At 71.7% G+C, this 19,200-nt stretch carries 22 protein-coding genes; 16 read left to right on the top strand and 6 right to left on the bottom strand.

Annotated elements, in window-relative coordinates:
- The first annotated feature begins 43 nt into the window (after positions 1-43).
- Complete coding sequence (locus VMR86_03690; protein ID HTO06136.1) at positions 44-457, top strand: CBS domain-containing protein; 414 nt, start codon at positions 44-46, stop codon at positions 455-457.
- Here the strand turns inward: VMR86_03690 and VMR86_03685 are convergent.
- Positions 454-1,866: an MATE family efflux transporter gene (locus VMR86_03685; protein ID HTO06135.1), complete on the bottom strand. Its 1,413-nt coding sequence runs from the start codon at positions 1,864-1,866 to the stop codon at positions 454-456. The genes VMR86_03690 and VMR86_03685 overlap by 4 nt on opposite strands.
- A 105-nt stretch (positions 1,867-1,971) precedes the next feature.
- Here VMR86_03685 and VMR86_03680 point away from each other — a divergent pair, with 105 nt between their 5' ends.
- From VMR86_03680 to VMR86_03665, 4 genes are read left to right on the top strand one after another with little or no spacing between them, the layout of a single operon-like run.
- Positions 1,972-3,519, top strand: a complete 1,548-nt coding sequence (locus VMR86_03680; protein ID HTO06134.1) for a succinic semialdehyde dehydrogenase — start codon at positions 1,972-1,974, stop codon at positions 3,517-3,519.
- Positions 3,520-3,523: 4 nt separating this feature from the next.
- On the top strand, positions 3,524-4,573 hold the full coding sequence (lpxD, locus tag VMR86_03675) for a UDP-3-O-(3-hydroxymyristoyl)glucosamine N-acyltransferase (protein HTO06133.1): 1,050 nt from the start codon (positions 3,524-3,526) through the stop codon (positions 4,571-4,573).
- 4 nt (positions 4,574-4,577) lie between these two features.
- On the top strand, positions 4,578-5,366 hold the full coding sequence (locus VMR86_03670) for a ribonuclease HII (GenBank protein ID HTO06132.1): 789 nt from the start codon (positions 4,578-4,580) through the stop codon (positions 5,364-5,366).
- Positions 5,363-5,722: a hypothetical protein gene (locus VMR86_03665; protein ID HTO06131.1), complete on the top strand. Its 360-nt coding sequence runs from the start codon at positions 5,363-5,365 to the stop codon at positions 5,720-5,722. Before VMR86_03670 ends, VMR86_03665 begins: the two co-directional genes overlap by 4 nt.
- Here the strand turns inward: VMR86_03665 and VMR86_03660 are convergent.
- Both VMR86_03660 and VMR86_03655 read right to left on the bottom strand, forming a co-directional pair.
- Positions 5,693-6,511: a GDSL-type esterase/lipase family protein gene (locus VMR86_03660; protein HTO06130.1), complete on the bottom strand. Its 819-nt coding sequence runs from the start codon at positions 6,509-6,511 to the stop codon at positions 5,693-5,695. The two genes, VMR86_03665 and VMR86_03660, sit on opposite strands and share 30 nt — an antisense overlap.
- Positions 6,501-7,331: a GDSL-type esterase/lipase family protein gene (locus VMR86_03655; protein HTO06129.1), complete on the bottom strand. Its 831-nt coding sequence runs from the start codon at positions 7,329-7,331 to the stop codon at positions 6,501-6,503. The genes VMR86_03660 and VMR86_03655 overlap by 11 nt, the downstream gene beginning before the upstream one ends.
- Positions 7,332-7,436: 105 nt before the next feature.
- On the opposite strand from VMR86_03655, the gene cysK reads away from it, so the two are divergent.
- The 4 genes from cysK (at position 7,437) to VMR86_03635 (ending at position 10,361) form a co-directional block, all read left to right on the top strand.
- A complete protein-coding gene (gene cysK, locus VMR86_03650) occupies positions 7,437-8,390 on the top strand; it encodes a cysteine synthase A (protein ID HTO06128.1) in 954 nt (317 codons plus the stop codon).
- Between the two features lie 5 nt (positions 8,391-8,395).
- A complete protein-coding gene (locus VMR86_03645; protein HTO06127.1) occupies positions 8,396-9,016 on the top strand; it encodes a TetR/AcrR family transcriptional regulator in 621 nt (206 codons plus the stop codon).
- A gap of 119 nt (positions 9,017-9,135) precedes the next feature.
- Positions 9,136-9,378 carry an acyl carrier protein gene (locus VMR86_03640; GenBank protein ID HTO06126.1) on the top strand — a complete coding sequence of 81 codons (243 nt, stop codon included), beginning with the start codon at positions 9,136-9,138 and terminating at the stop codon, positions 9,376-9,378.
- On the top strand, positions 9,375-10,361 hold the full coding sequence (locus tag VMR86_03635) for a beta-ketoacyl-ACP synthase III (GenBank protein HTO06125.1): 987 nt from the start codon (positions 9,375-9,377) through the stop codon (positions 10,359-10,361). Before VMR86_03640 ends, VMR86_03635 begins: the two co-directional genes overlap by 4 nt.
- 24 nt (positions 10,362-10,385) lie before the next feature.
- Here VMR86_03635 and VMR86_03630 read toward each other — a convergent pair whose 3' ends face one another.
- Both VMR86_03630 and VMR86_03625 read right to left on the bottom strand, forming a co-directional pair.
- Positions 10,386-10,838, bottom strand: a complete 453-nt coding sequence (locus tag VMR86_03630) for a gamma-glutamylcyclotransferase family protein (GenBank protein ID HTO06124.1) — start codon at positions 10,836-10,838, stop codon at positions 10,386-10,388.
- On the bottom strand, positions 10,826-11,077 hold the full coding sequence (locus VMR86_03625; GenBank protein ID HTO06123.1) for a hypothetical protein: 252 nt from the start codon (positions 11,075-11,077) through the stop codon (positions 10,826-10,828). Before VMR86_03625 ends, VMR86_03630 begins: the two co-directional genes overlap by 13 nt.
- Positions 11,078-11,137: 60 nt before the next feature.
- On the opposite strand from VMR86_03625, the gene VMR86_03620 reads away from it, so the two are divergent.
- From VMR86_03620 to VMR86_03590, 7 genes are all read left to right on the top strand, one after another.
- Positions 11,138-12,265: a UTP--glucose-1-phosphate uridylyltransferase gene (locus tag VMR86_03620; GenBank protein ID HTO06122.1), complete on the top strand. Its 1,128-nt coding sequence runs from the start codon at positions 11,138-11,140 to the stop codon at positions 12,263-12,265.
- A gap of 9 nt (positions 12,266-12,274) precedes the next feature.
- Positions 12,275-14,938 (top strand): DNA polymerase I, encoded by a 2,664-nt coding sequence (gene polA, locus VMR86_03615; GenBank protein ID HTO06121.1) that lies wholly within the window; start codon positions 12,275-12,277, stop codon positions 14,936-14,938.
- Positions 14,939-15,068: 130 nt separating this feature from the next.
- On the top strand, positions 15,069-15,674 hold the full coding sequence (locus VMR86_03610; GenBank protein ID HTO06120.1) for a sigma-70 family RNA polymerase sigma factor: 606 nt from the start codon (positions 15,069-15,071) through the stop codon (positions 15,672-15,674).
- Positions 15,671-16,333, top strand: a complete 663-nt coding sequence (locus VMR86_03605) for a hypothetical protein (GenBank protein HTO06119.1) — start codon at positions 15,671-15,673, stop codon at positions 16,331-16,333. The genes VMR86_03610 and VMR86_03605 overlap by 4 nt, the downstream gene beginning before the upstream one ends.
- A gap of 35 nt (positions 16,334-16,368) precedes the next feature.
- Entirely contained in the window at positions 16,369-16,935 is a 567-nt protein-coding gene (locus VMR86_03600) for a hypothetical protein (GenBank protein ID HTO06118.1), read from the top strand.
- Positions 16,936-17,001: 66 nt separating this feature from the next.
- Positions 17,002-18,096 (top strand): ferritin-like domain-containing protein, encoded by a 1,095-nt coding sequence (locus VMR86_03595; protein ID HTO06117.1) that lies wholly within the window; start codon positions 17,002-17,004, stop codon positions 18,094-18,096.
- Entirely contained in the window at positions 18,093-18,491 is a 399-nt protein-coding gene (locus tag VMR86_03590; GenBank protein HTO06116.1) for a GFA family protein, read from the top strand. The genes VMR86_03595 and VMR86_03590 overlap by 4 nt, the downstream gene beginning before the upstream one ends.
- A 1-nt stretch (position 18,492) precedes the next feature.
- On the opposite strand, the gene VMR86_03585 is transcribed toward VMR86_03590, so the two are convergent.
- A partial coding sequence (locus VMR86_03585) for an FAD:protein FMN transferase (protein HTO06115.1) occupies positions 18,493-19,200 on the bottom strand: 708 nt, incomplete at its 5' end.

Here is a 19,200-nt window from a genome sequence, read left to right as displayed (position 1 = left end):
CCCCACGTTGTCAGGCCAGTGCGGGACGTGGTAGAGGACGCCGGTGGTCCTGGTCCGCTCGGTGATGAAGAAGAAAGTCGTGCGCATCTCTGCGGACGACACGCTGTGGATCGTGAAGGAGATCATGGACCTGGCCCACGTCCGGCACCTGCCGGTCGTGAACAAGGGCGAGCTCGTGGGCGTGGTCTCGCAGCGCGACCTGATGCGCGCCTCGCTCTCCAACGTCATGGGAATCTCCGCCGAAGAGCAGAAGATCTTTCTCGAGGGCGTGAAGATCGCCGAGGTCATGTCGGCCCCGCCGCGCACGATCGGCCCCGCGCAGTCCGTTCAGGAAGCCGCCCGCGCCATGGCCGAGTACAAGATCGGCTGTCTGCCGGTCGTGGACGGCAAGGAGATCGTCGGAATCGTCACCGAGACCGACTTGCTCCACCATTTCGCGTCCGAGAAGGAGCGCTAGACGTCGAGTGACTTCCAGCGCCCGCGCGCGAAGCGGTGCAGGAGCAGCGCGGCCTTGACGGCGTAGTCGAGCATCAGCGCCGACCACACCAGGTTGAGCCGCGCGTGGAAGACGCCCGCGGCGATCGCCGCCGGCGCGAGCCGGAACAGGAACAGACCGGCGAAGATCGCGAGCAGCGGGAAGCGCGTGTCACCTGCGCCGCGCAGCGCGCCGCCGATCGTGTACTCGATCGCCATCAGCGGCTGCACCGCGCCCAGGATCCACACGAAGTCGACCGTGCGCTGGGCCGCGAGCGGGGACAGATGGAAGAGCGCCGCGAGCTGCGGCGCGAAGGCGACGATCAGGATGCCCGTCGCGCTCATCGCGGCCATCGCGCCCAGCATCGAGCGCCAGCCCGAGCGCTCGGCGCGCGCGGGGTCACCCTCGCCCAGGTGCTGGCCCACCAGCGTCGACGCCGCTGCGCCGAAGCCCAGCCCGGGCAGGAACGAGAAGGCGAGGATCTGCGTGCCGACCTGGTAGGCCGCGACCGCCTCGGTGCCGTAGGGCGCGACGATGCGCATGAACAGCGCCAGCCCCACCTGGAACAGGAAGCCCTCGAACGCCGCCGGCCAGCCCACGCGCAGGAGGCGCCCCAGGATCTCCGGGTCGGGCCGCGCGCTGGCGCCCGCGCGAGACACCGCGAGCCGCCCGCTGCGCCACAGCCAGAAGAACGCCGGCAGCTGGAGTGACACTGCGAGCGTGGCGGCGATGCCCGCGCCCGCGACCCCCAGCGCCGGGAAGCCGAGCTTCCCGTAGATCAGCACCCAGCCCAGCGCGATGTTGAGCAGGTTCGCCGCGGCGCCGATCGCCAGCGGCGTGCGCGTGTCTCCCGCCGCGCGCAGCGCCGCGCCGAACACGAGCGACAGAGTGATCGGCAGGATGCCCAGCGTTGCCCAGAACAGATACGCGCTGCCCAGCGCCGTGACTTCGGGAGTCACGCCGTAGAAGAACGAGATCGCGCCCGAGGTCGCGGGCAGGAGCAGGAGCGACGAGCCCACGCCCACGGCCAGCCCGAGCCACAGGCCCTGGCGCAGCGCCGCGTCGGCGAGCCTCTCGTCGCCCGCGCCCACCGCGCGCGAGAGCAGCGCCATGATTCCCGTAGGCGCCACCGTGCCCAGCGCCTGCACCAGCCAGAAGAACTGGTTCGCGACGCCGACGCCGGCGACGGCCGACTCACCGAGCGAGGCGACCATCGCCAGACTCACCACGCGCACCAGGGTCTGCGTGCCGAAGGCCAGGATCGTCGGCCAGGCCAGCTCGAACACGCCGAGCGCCTGGGGCGAGGGCGTCGGGGGGCCGGATCCCTCTTCGTACACGTCGACGAGGTCGGAGCCGAGCTCCGGTGCGTCGCTCGCCCCGCTGGCTTTCACGGCGCCTTATCTCACAGGCGAAAGCACACAGTCAAAAAGCGCGATTGACACGCCGGGGTCGATCTTCTACGAACGACGCCAAGAGGGGATTGGGGGAGATTCGAAATGGCGCTGCTACGGCCCGTCGACGCACCGCGCGAGCTGCACGGGCGGCGCAAGCTCGGAGTGTTCAACCCGGCGACCCTGGAGGCCCTGGGCGAGATCGAGGTCGCCACCGCCGACGACGTGCGGCGCGCCGTGGAGCGCGCGCGCGCCGCGCAGGCCGCCTGGGCCGCCCTGTCGTTCGAGGAGCGCGCCCGGCCGCTCCTGCGCGCGCGCGACCTCCTGGTCGAGCGCGCCGACGAGATCGCCGACACGATCTGCCGAGACACCGGCAAGCCGCGCGTCGAGGCGCTGGCCACCGAGGTCCTGGCCTCGTGCGACGCACTCACCTTCTACGCCAGGCGCGCGCGCCGTCTGCTGCGCGACAAGAAGCAGGGCCTGCACCTGCTCAAGACCAAGAGACTCGTCCTGTCGTGGCGGCCGATGGGAGTGATCGGGATCATCACGCCCTGGAACTTCCCGTTCGTGCTGAGTCTCAACCCGGCGGTCCAAGCGCTCATGGCGGGCAACGCCGTAGTGCTGAAGCCGAGTGAGATCACGCCGTTCGTGGGTCAGGCGCTGGCCAGGCTGTTCGCGGACGCGGGCCTGCCCGAGGGCGTGTTCCAGCTCGTGACGGGCGACGGCTCGACGGGCTCGGCCCTGGTCGAGGCGGGCTGCGACAAGATCAGCTTCACCGGCTCGGTGCGCACCGGGCGCAAGATCGCCGAGGCGTGCGGGCGCCAGCTCATTCCCTGCACGCTCGAGCTCGGCGGCAAGGACCCGATGATCGTGTGCGACGACGCCGACCTCGAGCGCGCGGCGCGCGGCGCGGTCTGGGGCGCGTTCGCGAACGCGGGCCAGGTGTGCATGTCGACCGAGCGTGTCTACGTGAGTGAGCGCATCGCGGCGCCGTTCGTCGCGCGCGTGGTCGAGCTCACGCGCGAGCTGCGCCAGGGCCCCGAGTCCGAAGGCGAGGTCGACGTGGGCGCGATCACCAGCCCGGCGCAGCTCGAGATCATCGAGCGGCACGTGGCCGAGGCGGTCGCGCAGGGCGCGCGCGTGCTGACCGGCGGGCGCCGCAACCCGGCGTATCCGGGCTTCTTCTTCGAGCCCACGGTGCTGGTCGACGTGACTCACGACATGGCGATCATGCGCGAGGAGACGTTCGGCCCGTGTCTGCCGATCCAGGTCGTGTGCGACGAGGAGGAGGCGCTGCGCCTGGCCAACGACACGAGCTACGGCCTGCAGGCCAGCGTGTGGACGCGCGACTCGTGGAAGGGGAAGAAGCTGGCGAACCGGCTCGAGGCCGGCGGCGTGGTGGTCGACGACGTGATGACCACCTACGCGATCTCCGAGAGCCCGTTCGGCGGGCGCAAGGAGAGCGGCATCGGGCGCGTGAACGGCGAGCTCGGGCTGAAGAGCTACTGCCACGTGCAGTCGATCGTGCTGCCGCGGCTGCGCCCCAAGCGCGAGCTGCTCTGGTACCCCTACCGTTCCGCGGACGCGGCGCGGCTCAAGAAGGTGCTGCGCTGGCTCTACCGCTCGCCGCTCGCCAAGCTGCTCGGGAACTAGCGCGGTGAAGCTCGCCGAGCTGGCGTCGGCGCTCGGGCTTCCGTTCGAAGGCGACGGAACGCTCGCGCTCGACGGGCTCGCGAGCCTCGAGGACGCCGGCCCGCGCGAGCTCGCGTTCGTGACTGGCCCGAAGTACCGCGCGGCGTTCGCGAGCTCGCGCGCCGGCGCGTTCCTGCTGCCGCCCGACTTCGAGTCACTGGGCCGGCCGTGTCTGCGCTCGCGCGCGCCGTACGCCGACTTCGCGCGCGCGATCGACCTCTTCTTGCCGCGCCCCGTGCCCGCGTCCGGCGTGCATGCGACCGCGGTCGTGGCGCCCGATGCGCGGCTCGGCGCGGGTGTGTCGATCGGGGCCTACGCGGTGATCGGCGCGGGCGCGCGTCTGGGCGCGCGCGTGCGCATCCACCCGCACGTGACCGTGTATCCGGGGGTCGAGATCGGCGACGACTCCGAGGTCCACTCGGGCGCGCACCTGCGCGAGGGCGTGCGCCTGGGCCGGCGCGTCGTGGTGCACAACGGCGCGGTGATCGGCGGTCCGGGCTTCGGCTTCGCCACGCGCGCCGACGGCGTGCGCGTCCGCGTCCCCCACCCGTGCCCGGTCGAGATCGGCGACGAGTGCGAGATCGGCGCGAACACCACGATCGACGCCTCGCATCCGGGTCACCCGCGGCGCGGTCACGCCGACGTGCGCACGCGGCTCGGCGTGGGCGTGAAGGTCGACAACCAGGTGCAGATCGCGCACGGCGCCGAGATCGGCGACCACGTCACGATCTGCGCGCAGACCGGGCTCGCGGGCAGCACCGTGGTCGGGAAGCGCGCATTTCTCGCGGGCCGCGCGGCGTCGGCGGGTCACCTGACGATCGGCGAGGGCGCGATCGTGGGCGCGCAGACCGCCGCGGCGAGCGACATCGCGCCGGGGGCGCAGGTGCTCGGCATTCCGGCCATGGAGCGCCGGCTGTGGACGCGCGTGGTCGCGGCCTCGAAGCGCCTGCCCGGCCTCCTGCAGCGCGTGCGGCGCATCGAGCGCAAGCTCGGCGTCGAGAGCGAGGAGGACTAGAGTCGTGGCGCGCGCCTTGCCCGGCCTCGCGGAGCTGCGGCGGCGCCACCTGGGCGAGGGCGTGCCCGCGTCGCTGGCGCTGATCCGGCGGCTGCGCGACGACGCCCGCGCGGGCGCGCGCGCGCTGGCCGAGGAGCTGTCCGCGCGGCGCGCCGACCTGGGCCAGGAGCGCCGGCGAGTCACTCGGCTGTGGCGGCTCGAGCGCGAGCTCTCCGAACGGGGCCACGCCTGCATCGCCGGCCTCGACGAGGTGGGCATGGGGCCGCTCGCCGGACCGGTGGTCGCCGCCGCCGTGGTGCTGCCGCTGGGTGTTTCGGTGCTCGGGCTCGACGACTCGAAGAAGATCCGGCCCGAGGCGCGCGAGTCACTCGAGCGCGAGATCCGCCGCGTGGCGCTGGGCGTCGCGCTCGGCATCGTCGAGGCCGAGGAGATCGACCGCGTGAACATCTACCGCGCCGGCCAGCTCGCCATGCGCCGCGCGCTGGCGGGGCTTGCAGCCGCGCCCGACGCGGTGGTGGTCGACGGGCGGCGCGTGCCCGACCTGCCTTGTCACCAGGTCGCGGTGGTGGGCGGCGACGCGCGCGTGGCGTCGATCGCCGCGGCCTCGGTCGTGGCCAAGGTCCACCGCGACGCGCTCATGCGCGAGCTCGACCGCGCGTACCCGGGCTACGGCTTCGGCCGGCACATGGGTTACTCGACCAGCCAGCACTTCGCGGCGCTGCGCGAGCTCGGGCCGAGCCCGATCCACCGGCGCTCCTTCGCCCCCGTGCGCGACGCATGCCGCACGCCGTGATCGCCGGCGAGTGCGACCTGGCGGCGTTCGCGCGCGCCTGGACGCCGCTGGTCGTGCGGCGCGGCGGCGACGTGCTACGCGCCGACCAGGCGTATCTCGAGCAGGGCGGGCGGGCGCTCTTGCTCGAGGCGCTGTGCGTGGAAGCCGGCCGCAAGCAGCCGTTCTACGTGAAGCTCTCCAGTCACGACCGCGGCACGACCACCGTGCGCATCGATCCGATGACCCACCCGGAGCGCAGCGAGGGCGTGCGCGCGCTGGTGGCCGAGATCGCGGCGCGGCTCCTGGCGGTGACTCCCGGCGCGCGCGTCGAGACCACGAACCTCGTGCTACCGGAGCCGCGCGCGGGCGGCGGCTGAGCCCGCGAGCGCCAGCGCCGCGGCCAGGCCCCACAGCGCAAAGCGCGGCAGCGCGGGCGCCGGTGTCTGCACCAGGAACGCCGCGAGGCCGGGCGCGGCCTGCGCGAGCTGACTCGCGACGTGGCGCGCCACCTGGTCGGCGCCGTTGGTCGAGAAGTGCACGACGTCGGGCGCGCCGTCCTGGTCGAAGCCGTACTCCCGCTGCGCCTCCGGCATGCCGAGCAGGTCGTACTGGTCCAGGAGCCAGTACTGCAGGTCGATCACCGGCACGCCGTCCGCGGCGCCCTGCGCGGTCATGGCGTCGGCGTACGGCTCCAGGCCGTTGGGCCGCAGCACGTGCACGCCGTCGGGCGCCGCGTGCCGCTCGGGCGCGGGAGTCACGAAGATCGGCTCGCCGCCCACGGCGCGCGTCGCGAGCGCCATCTGGTGCAGGTTCGCGCGGTAGGTGTTCGGGTCGGTGAAGTAGTACGAGCTCTCGCCGAACGCGTCGATCAGGCCGAAGTTGATGAACACGAACTGCGGGTGGGTCGAGAGAGCGCTGCTCACGCGCCCCTCGGCGATGTAGCTCGACGTGCTCTCGTGGCCCACGGAGTCGTTCTGGAACACCACGTTGCCGGCCTGGAAGTATCTCGGCAGCTCGTGACCCCAGCCCTGGATGTCGACCGGCACGTCGACGTAGTCGCGCACGAGTGAGTCGCCCATGATGACCACGATCGGCGCGTCGGCGCGCGCCGCGGCGGCGCAGAGCCACGCGCAGCACGCCGCCAGCGCGGCGAGCCTACCGGACACGTGCGCGCGTCCCCACGACCACGGCCCCGCCGAGCAGCGCCACGAAGGCCGCCATGCCCCACGGCGGCAGCGCGGGGGCGGCCGTCTGCACCAGGAACGCGGCCAGGGCCGGCTGGAGCTCCGGCAGCTGACTCACGATGTGTCGCGCCGCCTGATCCGCACCGTAGGGCGAGAAGTGCACCTTGTCGGGCATGCCGCCCTGGTCCAGCCCGTACTGCTGCTGGGCCAGCGGAATGCCGAGCGCGTCGTAGGTGTCGAGCAGCCAGTAGTGCAGGTCGGCCACGGGCACGGCGTCAGCCGCGCCCTGGGCGGTCATCGCGTCGGCGTAGGGCGTGGTGAGGTTGGGCCGAGAGACATGAGTCCCGTCGGGCGAGGTCCGCACGGGCGGCGGAGTCACCAGGATCGGCACGGCGCCGATCGAGCGCGCGTCGCTCACCATCTGGTGCAGGTTCTGCCGGTAGGTGGTGTTCGGGTCGGCGTAGTAGTTGGGGTCCTGCTCGTCGTTCACCCCGAACATGATCATGATGTACTGCGGGTGCGCCGCGAGCGTGCTGGACCAGCGGCCCTCGGCGATGAAGCTGCCGGTGCTCGCGCCGCCCACCGCGTCGTTGCGCCAGGTCAGGCCGGGCCCGAAGTATCTGCGGATCTCCTTGCCCCAGCCCTGGATCGGCACCGAGATGCAGCAGGGGTAGTCGGGGTAGTCGCGTACGATCGAGTCCCCGACCGTGATCACGAGCGGCGGGTCGGCCTGGGCCGAGGCGGCGGCCGCCCCCCAAAACAGGCAGGCCAGGGCGCACGCCAGGACCCGCCTCCGCATCATCCCCGTCCCTCCAGCAACCGCAGCCGGCGAGCGTACGCGCGAAACAGTCGAGCGGTCAACGCAGTGTTACCATCCCCGGGAAGCGACACGAAGGGAGAAGACGCCATGAAGATCGCGAAGGATGTGACCCGTCTCATCGGCAACACGCCCCTGGTCCAGCTGAACAAAGTGACTGTGGGCGCCAAGGGGCGCGTGGTGGCGAAGCTCGAGGCGCAGAACCCCGCCAACAGCGTGAAGGACCGCATCGGCGCCGCGATGATCGACGCCGCCGAGCGCGCGGGCAAGATCAAGCCCGGCAAGAGCACGATCGTGGAGCCCACGTCGGGCAACACCGGCATCGCGCTCGCCATGGTGTCCGCGGCGCGCGGCTACAAGCTGATTCTCACCATGCCCGACACCATGTCGAAAGAGCGCCGCGCGGTGCTGCGCGCGTACGGCGCGAAGCTGGTCCTGACTCCCGGCGCCGACGGCATGAACGGCGCGATCAAGACCGCGGAGGAGATCGCGGCGAAGATTCCCGACAGCTTCATCCCGCAGCAGTTCAAGAACCCGGCGAATCCGGCGGTCCACCGCGAGACCACGGCGCTCGAGATCTGGAACGACACCGACGGCGAGGTCGACTACCTGATCTCGGGCATCGGCACGGGCGGCACGCTCACCGGGGTGGCGCAGGTCATCAAGCAGAAGAAGCCGAGCTTCAAGGCGATCGCGATCGAGCCCGCCGAGAGCCCGGTGATCTCCGGCGGCAAGCCCGGCAAGCACAAGATCCAGGGCATCGGAGCCGGCTTCATTCCCGAGATTCTCGACACGTCGCTGATCGACGAGGTGGTCAAGGTCTCGAGTGAGCAGGCGATCGAGATGGCGCGCCGGCTGGCCACCGAAGAGGGCCTGCTCTCGGGCATCTCGTCGGGTGCGGCGGTGGTCGCGGCGCTCGAGATCGCGCGCCGGCCCGAGGCTGCCGGGAAGCTGATCGTCGCCATCCTGCCCAGCTTCGGTGAGCGCTATCTGTCGACGGCGCTCTTCGAGCACCTGCAGTACGACGGCAGCGACCCCGTCTAGCGGACTTGCCCAAGCCCCCGAAGCGCAGCGAGCGGAGCCGGAAGAAGATCCTCGACTCCGCGCGCGCCGTGTTCTTCGAGGAGGGTTTCGAGCGCGCGAACCTCGACGAGGTCGCGCGCCGGGCAGGGCTCGCCAAGGGCACGATCTACCGCCACTTCGACAGCAAGGCCGAGCTGTACGTCGAGGTGCTGGTCCAGAACGCCGACACCTTCCTCGAGCGCATGCAGCGCGTGGTCGATCCGAAGGACAGCGCGGCCGAGCAGATCCGCCGGCTCGCGCGCTTCTACTTCGATCACTACAGCTCGCAGCTCGAGTACTTCCGGATCTTCTGGGCGATCGACAACCAGCGGCTGATCGGGGAGCTGCCGCCGAACCTGGTCGCCAAAGTCACCGCGGTCTGGAAGCGCGCGCTAGGCCTCCTGGCCGGGGTGATCGAGCGCGGCATCGCCGCCGAGGAGCTCTTGCCCTGCGATCCGTGGCTCACCGCGAACGTGGTCTGGGTGGGGGCCAACGCCGTGATCCATACGCTCGAGGTCCCGGCCCGGCGCGAGCTCTGGGAACGCGACGTGGCCAAGGTCTACGGGGAAACGATCGAGCTGTACTTGCGCGGACTTATGGCGCCATGAGCCGACTCGCGTTGACAACCCCAACACCGTCCATGAAACTGAAAACACCTGGAAAGTGACCGAGAGTCACATTTCCAAGGCTGCCAAGGATCGCCAGAACCGAGGGGGTAGGAGAGGACATGGATCTAGCCGAACGCGTGTACGCCATCGTCAGCGAGCAACTGGGAGTCGAGAAGGAATCGCTGGTTCCCGAGGCGAACCTGCTCGACGACCTGGGCGCGGACTCGCTCGACGTCGTGGAGCTGGTCATGGCGATCGAAGAGGAGTTCGCGATCGAGGTGCCGGACGAGGACGCGGAGAACATCCGCACGCTCGGCGACATCACCTCGTACATCGAGGCGCGCGTAGAGAACGCCGCGTGACCATCCGGATCTCCGGCACGGGTTCCTGCCTGCCGGAGCGCGCGCTCACCAACGCCGATCTGGAGAAGCTCGTCGAGACCAACGACGAGTGGATCGTCACGCGCACGGGCATCCGGGAGCGGCGCATGCTCGCGGCCGGCGAGGCCACCAGTGACCTGGTGACTCGCGCCGGCGAGCGCGCGCTCGAGATGGCGGGGCTGGGTCCCGAGGACCTCGACCTGATCATCGTGGCGACCTGCACGCCCGACACCCTGACTCCCTCGACGGCGAACTGGGTGCACAAGAACCTGTGCCGGGGCCTGTCGATCCCGGCGTTCGACATCTCGGCCGCGTGCTCCGGGTTCGTGTACGGGCTGGGCGTGGCCGACGCCATGCTGCGCACGGGTCAGTACCGGCGCGTCCTCCTGGCCGGCGGCGAGGGACTCACGCGCTTCATGGACTACCAGGAGCGCACGGTCTGCATCCTGTTCGGCGACGGCGCCGGCGCGGCCGTGATCGAGCGCCGCGAGGGCGGGCGCGGGGGCGTGCTGGCCACGTCGCTCAAGTCCGACGGCCAGTTCCACGACGCCATCATCATTCCCGCCGGCGGCTCGCGCATGCCGCTCTCGCCCTACGTGCTGACTCAGCGGGAGGCCTTCGTGCACATGAAGGGCGCGCAGGTGTTCAAGGTGGCCGTGCAGTCGATGGAGCAGGTCGCGCGCGAGACACTCGAGAAGGTCGGCTGGAAGATCACCGACGTGGACCACGTGATCGCGCACCAGGCCAACCAGCGCATCCTGACCGCCGTGGCCGACCGGCTCGAGGTCCCGCCGGAGAAGATGCCGACCAACCTGGCCGTGCTCGGAAACACCTCGGCCGCCTCCGTGCCCATCCTGCTCGACGAGTGCAACCGCGCCGGGCGCTTCCACGCGGGAGACAAGCTGCTGCTCCTGGCCTTCGGCGCGGGACTCACCTGGGGCGCGACCGCGCTGGAGTGGGGCTGACCCGCAAGTCAGCGGGTCCCTCCGCTAGCCCGTCCGCCCGACGAGCTGCGCGAGATACACCCCCGGCAGGCGCCAGCGCGCCCCCCAGCGCAGCATCTTCTCGAGATACATCGGGTGCGGGGCGAACGAGCCCTTGTCGCGCACGGTGTAGGTCGTGACTCGCAGCGGGCCCCGGCCGGGCGCTTGGACCGCGAGCTCGAGCCGCAGATAGCCGCTCTCGAAGTGGTCGAGCTTGGCGAAGTCGTCCGGCCCCATCTCGTAGACCACGCCCCAGACGGTCGCGCCCCGCTCGGGCACCACGTCGGCGGCGCCGCCCGCCCAGCGGGTCGAGTAGTGGGTGAAATCGAGCCGGTGGCCCGCCAGGGCCGCGCGCTCGAGGCCGCGCGCGGTCGGGCAGCGCCCGCGCATCTGCTCGGCGTCGAGGTTCGAGCCGTAGGCGAAGTAGAGCTCGGCGCCTGGCCGGCTCACTTCTTCCACGGCCGCGCCACGATCACCGCCACCCCCACGAGCGAGAGCGCGAAGAACGGAACGACCTTCCCCTTCAGCCGGTTCTGGACCTGCTGCTCGACGTAGCCCTCCGGCGCCCCTTCGGGCGGGGGCTCGAGCCAGATCGGCGCCGTGTACGCCATCGACACGGCGAAGAACATCGCCACGCCCCCGGCCAGGACCAGGGTGGCGCGCGGCACGAAGCGGCCCGGGCGCGGCGGCGGAGGCACGGCGAACAAGGTTGGCGGGGTTGTCGCGGCGCGCAAGGACGGCGAGATTCCGGCGCGGCCATGTCGTTCGACTGGAAGGCGATCGAGAGCGACGTCGAGGAGCAGCTCGCGCAGGCGGGCGTGGCGGACCACCCGGCGCTCGAGCTCGACCGGGCGCGCATCGAGGCGCACGCGCGCGAGATCGCGACCGGCCGGCTCTCGAAGGCCTCGAACCGCCTGGCCGGCCCGATCGAGCCCGCGCAGCCCGGGCAGGTCGAGGCGCTGGCCGAGCTCTCGGCGAAGGAGCGCGCGGAGCTCGAGGCGCTGGGCCGCGATGCGATCGCGCGCGGCCGCGTGGCCGTGGCCGTGCTCAACGGCGGCATGGCGACGCGCTTCGGCGGCGACGTGAAGGGCATCGTCGAGGCCGTGGGCGGGCGCACGTTCCTCGAGATCAAGCTCGCGCAAGCGCGCCGGCTGGGGCCGATCCCGTTCCTGATCATGAACAGCTTCGCGACGCACGCGCGCTCGCTCGAGTTCCTGGCGCAGCGCGGGCTGGCGCGCGAGGTCGAGGTGTTCCTGCAAGGTGTCTCGCTGCGACTCACTCCGCAGGGCGAGCCGCTGCTCGACGCCGAGGGGCGCGTGTCGCTGTACGCGCCCGGCCACGGCGACTTCCCCGGGTCACTCGTGCGCTCTGGCCTCGCGGCGCGGCTCGCGGAGCGCGGCGTCGACACGGTGCTGCTCTCGAACATCGACAACCTGGGCGCCGAGCTCGACCCGCTGGTCATCGGGCTGCACCTGGCGCGCGGCCGGGCGCTCACCGCCGAGGTCGCCGCCACCGAGCCGGGCGACGTGGGCGGCGCGCCCATGTGGGTCGACGGCCGGATCGAGCTGCTCGAAGGCTTCCGCTTCCCGCACGGCTTCGACGCCGCGCGGCTGCCGTTCCTCGCCACCAACACCTTCACGCTCTCGCGCAGCCTGCTCGAAACGGGTCACCCACTCACCTGGTACTACGTCGAGAAGAACGTCGACGGCCGCGCCGTGGTGCAGATGGAGCGGCTGGTGAACGAGCTCTCGCGCTTCGTCGAGGCGACCTGCGTGGCCACCCCGCGCGGCGGCCCGCAGGGCCGTTTCTTCCCGATCAAGACGCGTGAGGACCTCGAGCGACTGCGCTCCGATCGCGCGCTCGTGCGCCGCTTCTCCGGGCTATAGTCGGCTGCGATGGCGCCGAAGCTGCTCCTCGTCGACGCGAGCAACAGCATCTACCGCGCGTTCTTCGCGCTGCCGGCGCTCGCGAACAGCGCCGGCGTTCCCACGCACGCCACGCTCGGCTTCACGACCATGCTGCAGAAGCTCCTGCGCGAGAGCGCGCCGGACCTGGCCGTGGTGGTCTGGGACGCGCCCGCGCGCCAGAGCCGGCGCAAGGAGCTGTACGCCGAGTACAAGGCCACGCGCGACGCGATGGCCGACGACCTGCGCGCGCAGATCCCCTGGATCCGCAAGATCGTCGACGCCTACAACCTCGCGACCGTCGAGTTTCCCGGCGAGGAGGCCGACGACGTGATCGCGACGCTCACGCACGCCGCGCAGCAGGCGGGCTTCGAGGTCGAGATCGTCTCGACCGACAAGGACCTGCTGCAGCTCGTGTCTCCCACGGTCACCGTGCTCGACACCATGCGCGACCGGCGCCTGGGCCCCGCGGAGGTCGAGGCGCGCTTCGGAGTGACTCCCTCGCAGATGCTCGACCTGCGCGCGCTGGTGGGTGACTCGTCGGACAACATTCCGGGCGTGAAGGGCATCGGCGAAAAGGGCGCCGCCGAGCTGCTCAAGAGTTACGGGTCACTCGACCGCATGCTCGAGGCCGTCGACTCGATCGCGGGCAAGCGCCCGCGCGAGGCGCTGCGCGCCGGCGCCGACGCCGCGCGGCTGTCGCGCGAGCTGTCGCGCCTGCGCCAGGACCTGCCGATCCCGTTCGACCGCGAGGCCTTCGCGCTGCGCGCGCCCGACGTGGCGAAGCTCAGCGAGCTGTTCCGCGAGCTCGAGCTGCGGCGGCTCCTGGAGCAGCTGGGCGAGACCGCGGCGCCGCCGCCCGTGGCGGTGGCCGTCGAGGTGGCACTGTCGGTCGCGCGCGCACCGGCCGAGGTCGAGAAGCTCGCCGAGCGGCTCGGGCCGGCGGACACGACGGCGCTCGAGCCGGTGCTCGAGCCGGCGCTGCCCATGACCGGCGAGCTGGTCGCGCTGGCGCTGGCCGCGTCGCCCACGCAGGCGGCGCTGGTGCCGCTCGGCCCGGGCGGCGACTCACCGCTCGAGGCGTTGCGCACGCTGTTCGAGTCACCCGGCCGGGTGTGGGTCGGCAGTGACTTGAAGGCGGCGTACATCGCGCTCGCGCGCCGGGGAATCACGCTGCGCGGCGAGCTGCGCGACAACGCCGTGGCCGCGTACGTGGTCGACCCGGCGGGTCAGATCGACCGGCCCGAGGCGCTGGCGCGCACGCACCTCGCGCGCGCCTTCCCCGCGCACGAGGAGCGCTTCGGCAAAGGCGCCAAGCGCCGCGCGCTCGACGCCGTGCAGGTCGCCGAGCTCGCCGAGCACTACGGCGGGCTGGCCGCGCTCGAGCACGCGCTCCAGCCGGCGCTCGAGGCCGCGCTCGAGCGCACCGGCCAGCTCGAGCTCTACCGCGAGCTCGAGGTGCCGCTGGTGGGCGTGCTCGCGCGCATGGAGCTCGCGGGCGTGCGCATCGACGAGGCCAAGCTCGCGGCCCTGGGCAAGAGACTCGAGCAGGAGCTCGACGCCGCCACGCGCCGCATCTACCAGCTCGCGGGCCAGGAGTTCAACATCGGCTCGCCCAAGCAGCTGCAGCAGATCCTGTTCGAGAAGCTCGCGCTGCCCCCGACCAAGAAGACCAAGACCGGCTTCTCGACCGACGAGTCGGTGCTCGAGGAGCTCGCGATCGAGCACGAGCTGCCGCGCGAGATACTCGCGCACCGGCAGCTCACCAAGCTGAAGAGCACCTACGTCGACGCGCTGCCCACCTTCGTGAATCCCGCCACGGGCCGCATCCACTGCAGCTTCGACCAGACCGTGGCCGCGACCGGCCGGCTCTCGTCGTCGAACCCCAACCTGCAGAACATCCCCATCCGCACGCCGCTGGGTCAGGAGATCCGCGCCGCGTTCGTGCCGGCCGAGGGCCGCGTGCTGCTCTCCGCCGACTACAGCCAGATCGAGCTGCGCATCCTCGCCGAGCTCTCGCGTGACCCCGAGCTGGTGAAGGCGTTCCAGGAGGGCGCCGACATCCACGTGCGCACCGCCTCGCGCGTGTTCGGCGTACCGGAGGACGCGGTGACTCCCGAGCAGCGCGCGCGCACCAAGGCGATCAACTTCGGCATCATCTACGGGCAGTCGGGCTTCGGCCTGGCCCGCACCCTGGGCATCGCGCAGGCCGACGCGCGGGCGCAGATCGACGCCTATTTCGAGCGCTATCCCGGGGTGCGCGCGTTCATCCGCGAGGCGATCCAGAGCGCCCGAGAGACCGGCTACGCCCGCACCATGTACGGCCGCCGCCGGTATCTCCCGGACCTGCGCTCGCCGAATCGGGTCATGAAGCAGGCGGCGGAACGCATGGCCGTGAACTCGGTTATCCAGGGGACGGCGGCGGACGTGATCAAACGGGCGATGATCCAGCTCGATCGCGACCTGGCGGGCGGCGTGGCGCCGAGCGCCCGCATGATCCTGCAGGTGCACGACGAGCTGGTCTTCGAGGTGGCGCCGGCCGATCTCGAAGCCCTCCGCGACTGCGTGCTCGAGCGGATGCAGAACGCCGTGCAACTGTCGGTGCCCCTGGTGGTCCACGCCGGCAGCGGGTCCAACTGGCTCGCTGCGCATTGAAAAAACTGCGCGAAACCGTGGGACTGGCCGAATTTGGCCGCCCGCGCGATGGTCGAATGCCGTGAGCAACCCGGAGCGAAAGGACGAGCCACGCTTGGACGCAGCGGTCACGTTTGGGCGCTTGCCGGGCTTGGCTAGGACCGGCCCGGAGGCCACGCGGACGGATGCGGAGCTGATCCGCGACGCGCAGGCCAACGATCACCTGGCTTTCGAGATCCTGGTCCGCCGGTACTCCGAGCGCGCCTACCGCGCAGCTTTCCGTGTGGTCAGGGACCAGCAGGCCGCCGAGGAGGTCCTCCAGGAGGCTCTGATCAAGGCCTACCGGGCGCTGCCCCGCTTCGAGGAGCGCTCGTCGTTCTACACCTGGCTCTACCGGATCACGGTCAACCTGGCGCTCGACCGGCGCCGCCGCGGCAAGCGCGCGCCGGCGGTCGAGTGGGACGACGCGATCGCGCAGGAGATCGACCCGCGCGCCGTGATGATGGAGCCGACCAGCCCCGAGACGGCGTCGCGCCGGCTCGAGGTGCGCGAGGTGGTGGCCGAGGGCATCCAGCATCTGCCCGACGGCCAGCGCGAGGTCCTGTTGCTGCGCGAGGTCGACGGTCTCTCCTACGAGGAGATCGCCGAGACCATGCAGATCTCCAAGGGAACAGTCATGAGCCGGTTACACTACGCACGCAAGAAGATGATGGCTTTCCTCGTCGCGCGAGGAGTGGAGCCCGAGGACGTGGTTTGAAGCACGATGACCTGGACAAGCGAGTGAGTGCCTACGTCGACGGTGTGCTGCGCGGCGCGAAGCGCGACCAGCTCGAGCGCGAGCTCCAGCTCGACGAGAAGCTGGCCCGGCAAGTGACCCGCTCCCGGGCGCTGGGCCGCGCGGTGCGCGAGGCCTGGACCGAGGGCCCGGCAGCTCCCGCACCGGAGTATCTGCTCGCGGTGATCCGCCCGGCGCTGGCCGAGATCGACCGCGAGCGCCGCGCTCAGCCGGCCTGGCAGCGCACGCTCGAGACCGTGCTCGCGCGACTCAGTGCCTCGCTGCGCCCGTCGCCCGCGCTGGCCACCGCGGCGGGCCTGGCGTTCGTGCTGGCGCTCGCCATCATGCCGCGCATCGACGTCGGCCGCGGGCTGCTGGAAGGCAACGTCGCCGGCCGCGCGCTCCGCCCGATCGCCGAGCGCAGGGCCACGGCGCACCACAGCCTGCCCAACGACCTGGCCATCGGCCCGTTCGGCACCATGCCCACCGACTTCGGCGAGAACGGCTCGGGCGCCGTCTACGACGTCTCCCCGGGTCCCCGCCCGGCCGTGCTGTTCCGCGGCAGGGACGGCTCGGTGACCCTGTGGATCGTCGACCAGGGCGACCTCTCGTTCCGCCCGGGCGCGGGTGGCCGGGGCTGATGGGTCTACCGCGCGCGAGCTCGGCGGCGCTCTCCGTGGCAGCGGCCCTGGCGCTGTTCGGCGGCTCGACGGCGCGCGCCCAGAGTGAGTCCGCGGCGGACTCTTCGAGCTCGACGGCGCTGGTCGCTCCGAGCGCGCCAGCGCCCGTGCGCGCGCTCCCGCCGATCCAGATCCGCATCTCGATCGCGCGCGCCAGCGAGGCCGAGGGCCCGATCGACCCGCTGGCCAAGGACATCTACGAGCACGTCCCGAAGAAGTACCACTCGATCTCGATGGTCGACGACCGCACCGTGGCCGTGCTCCTGGGCGAGGAGGCGCGCGTGAAGCTGCCGACCGGCAGCGAGGTGAGGCTCGTGCCGGTCGCCGTGCACGGCGGCCAGCTGCACCTGCAGCTCGAGATGCCCGACGTGGTGAACACCAGCATGCGGCTCGCCAACAGCCGCGCCTTCTACGTGGGCGGCGTGCGCATGGGCAACGACACACTCGTGTTCAAGCTCGTGCCCGAGTTCACGCCCTACGTGTCCTCGCCCGACACGCGCACCGCGAGCCGCCCGACGGCGCCCGACGTGAAGCGCGCCTCCGACCGGACCACGACGCCTTAGTGAGCTTCCCAGGCCGTCGCCCACTGCGCTGGCGACGGCGGACCGGCGCGCGGTAGAGTGGTTGCCATGGCGACCACACCCGAGCTGCCCGCCACCCATCCCCGGACGACCGTAGCCGCGAAGACCTCGCTCGAAGCGGTCTACAACTGGAACTACGAGCCCGAGATCGACCAGCTGCGCGCGCTGTACGCCAACGCGCTCGAGCGGCAGTGGATCGCCCTGCGCGACCTGGACTGGCAGCAGGAGATCGACCACGACGCGTTCTCGCGCACGTTCTCGCTGGCGGGCGTGCCGATCCAGCAGACCGCCTTCTGGGAGTCACTCGATCCCGACCTGCGCTGGGAGGTGTCTCGCCGCAGCGCGGCCTTCATGCTCTCGAACTTCCTGCACGGCGAGCAGGGGGCGATGATGGTCGCCGGTCAGCTCGTGAACGCCGTGCCGCACATGGACGGCAAGTTCTACGCCGCCACGCAGACGCTGGACGAGGCGCGCCACGTCGAGGTGTTCGCGGCCTACATCCAGAAGCTCGACGAGGTCTATCCGATCCCGCCCGCCTTGAAGATGCTGCTCGACAACATCCTGGGGGCGGAGGACTGGAAGAAGAAGGCGGTCGGCATGCAGGTCGTGGCCGAGGGCATCGCCCTGTACTCGTTCCGCGACATGCGCAACCAGACCCGCGAGCCGCTCCTGAAGCAGCTCCTCACCTACGTGTCTCGCGACGAGGCGCGCCACACCGGCTACGGCGTGAAGTATCTCGCCGCGGTGGTGCCCACGCTCGACGAGCGCGAGCGCCACGAGCTCGAGGACTTCGCCTTCGAGGCGGCGCGCCTCCTGATCGACTCGCGCGTCGCCAACTCGGTGCGCGCGAGCGTGTTCCAGCTGTGGGAGCAGGCCGGGGTCGACGTCCAGGCGGCGCTGCAGCTGATCATGAAGGACCGCGAGCGCGTGCTGGCCGAGCTGCAGCGCACGGGCGGCCGCGTGGGCCCGATCCGCGGCTTCGTGATCCCGACGCTCCACTCGATCGGCCTGTTCAGCGCGCGCATCCGGGGTCACTTCGAGGACATGTTCCAGGCCAACGTGGGCGCGCAGGCCATGCGGCGCATCGGCGACATCCCCGACCTGCCGGAGGACCTCGACGCCTGGGTGAACGAGGGCGTGTGAAGGTCGACGGCGGCTGTCACTGCGGGCGCATCCGCTTCGAAGCCGAAGTCGATCCCGAGGCGGTCGGCGTGTGTCACTGCACGGACTGCCAGACGCTCACCGGCTCGGCCTTCCGGGCCAACGTGCAGGCGCCGGCCGCGAGCTTCGTGCTGCACGGGGAGCCGCGCATCTACCTGAAGACCGCCGAGAGCGGCCGGCAGCGCGCGCACGCCTTCTGCCCCGACTGCGGCACGCCGCTCTACGCCGCCGCGCCGCAGGACACGCCCAGCTACTCGCTGCGCATCGGCACGCTGCGCCAGCGCCGCGAGCTCGGCCGGCCCAAGCGCCAGATCTGGTGCGGCTCGGCCGTGCCCTGGGCCGTGCTCGAGGGCGTGCCCCGGCTCGAGCGCCAGTGAGTCACTCGCCTCCGGGTTCGCGCGAGGGCCAGTCGCGCGTGTAGTGACTCGCCGCGGCCCAGCCGCGGGACGCGTGCTGCGTGCCGTCCTCGTCGAGCAACAGCCCCTCCGCCCCGCCCTCGGCCTCGAGCAGCGCCACGCCGTCGCGCTCGCCCAGGATCAAGAGCGCCTTCGACAGCGCCTCGGCGCGCGCCCCGTCGCCGGCCAGCACGATCGCCACGCGCGCGCGCTCGAGCGGCTGGCCGCTGCGCGGGTCGATCACGTGGCCGAAGCGCCGCCCGCCGATCTCGACGTACTGGCCCAGGCTCCCCGACGTGGAGAGCGAGCGGTCCCGAAGCTCGACCGTGCCCGCGAAGCCGCCGCCCGCGTCGCTGAGCGCGATGCCCCAGCCGTCCCAGCCGGGCGCGGCGCCGATCGCGGCGATGCTGCTCTCGCCGAACGTGAGCAGCGCGCGAGTCACTCCGGCCGCGCGCAGGCGCTCGCACGCGCGGTCCAGCGCCCAGCCCTTGGCGATGCCGCCGAAATCGAGCGCCGCGCCCGGCGCGCGCAGCTCGACCGTGCCCGCGGCGGCATCGACCGCCACGCGCTCCGCGCCCACCCGCGCGCGCGCCGCCGCGAGCTCGGCCGCGCCGGGCAGCCGGCCCGCCTCGGCCGCCGCCTTCCACAGCGCGATCAGCGGCCCGACCGTCACGTCGAACGTGCCGCGCGT

The organism is Myxococcota bacterium (assembly GCA_035498015.1).
Taxonomy (GTDB): domain Bacteria; phylum Myxococcota_A; class UBA9160; order SZUA-336; family SZUA-336; genus VGRW01.
Note: the sequence above shows the minus strand (reverse complement) of the source record. Positions and strands in the feature narration are given on the sequence as shown.

Coding starts and splice junctions, on each gene's coding strand:
- VMR86_03680 (HTO06134.1), top strand. CDS start 1,972: ATGGCGCTGCTACGGCCCGTCGACGCACCGCGCGAGCTGCACGGGCGG.
- VMR86_03655 (HTO06129.1), bottom strand. CDS start 7,331: ATGATGCGGAGGCGGGTCCTGGCGTGCGCCCTGGCCTGCCTGTTTTGG.
- cysK (HTO06128.1), top strand. CDS start 7,437: ATGAAGATCGCGAAGGATGTGACCCGTCTCATCGGCAACACGCCCCTG.
- VMR86_03640 (HTO06126.1), top strand. CDS start 9,136: ATGGATCTAGCCGAACGCGTGTACGCCATCGTCAGCGAGCAACTGGGA.
- VMR86_03620 (HTO06122.1), top strand. CDS start 11,138: ATGTCGTTCGACTGGAAGGCGATCGAGAGCGACGTCGAGGAGCAGCTC.
- polA (HTO06121.1), top strand. CDS start 12,275: ATGGCGCCGAAGCTGCTCCTCGTCGACGCGAGCAACAGCATCTACCGC.
- VMR86_03595 (HTO06117.1), top strand. CDS start 17,002: ATGGCGACCACACCCGAGCTGCCCGCCACCCATCCCCGGACGACCGTA.